Below are 648 nucleotides of genomic sequence, written 5' to 3'. Positions count from 1 at the left end.
GAGCAGAGGCGAATGACGGTGTGCGATGGAACGATCAGGCACGACTGGACGATCGACGAGATCGTCGGTCTTCACGAATTGCCGTTGCTGGAACTGGTCGGCCGGGCCAACGCCGTGCACCGACAGCACCACGATCCGAACAAGGTCCAGAAGGCGAACCTTTTGTCGATCAAGACCGGCGGATGCCCGGAGAACTGTGCCTACTGCCCGCAGTCGGCACATCATCGCGAGGTCGATCTGACCCGTGACCGGCTGATGGAGCCAGCAAGGGTCATCGCCATGGCAGAAACCGCCAAGGCAGCGGGAGCCGAGCGCTTCTGCATGGGGGCCGCATGGCGGCAGGTGCGAGACGGCAAGGAGTTCGACGCCGTGATCGAGATGGTCGAGGGCGTTCGTGCCCTCGGCATGGAAGCCTGCGTGACACTGGGAATGCTGAAACCGCACCAAGCCGAGCGACTCGCGGCCGCCGGCCTGACCGCCTACAATCACAATCTCGACACCAGCCCCGAGTTCTACGGCCAGATCATCACCACCCGGACTTACGAGGACAGGCTGGATACGCTGGCGACCGTGCGCTCCTTTGGCATAGACCTGTGCTGCGGCGGCATTATCGGCATGGGAGAGTCGATCCGCGACAGGGCCTCGATG

The 648-nt window shown here is 63.3% G+C and carries 1 protein-coding gene; it reads left to right on the top strand.

The window, feature by feature from the left end; genetic code table 11:
• Window positions 1–12: 12 nt before the first annotated feature.
• Window positions 13–648 (top strand): biotin synthase BioB (gene bioB, locus V7702_RS16785; RefSeq protein WP_335651215.1); only part of this gene is annotated, 636 nt, incomplete at its 3' end.

Source organism: Phenylobacterium sp., from assembly GCF_036963605.1.
In the GTDB taxonomy this organism is placed as follows: Bacteria; Pseudomonadota; Alphaproteobacteria; order Caulobacterales; family Caulobacteraceae; genus Phenylobacterium.
The sequence above is the reverse complement of the archived record's forward strand: the minus strand, read 5'-3'. Positions and strand labels throughout refer to the sequence as shown.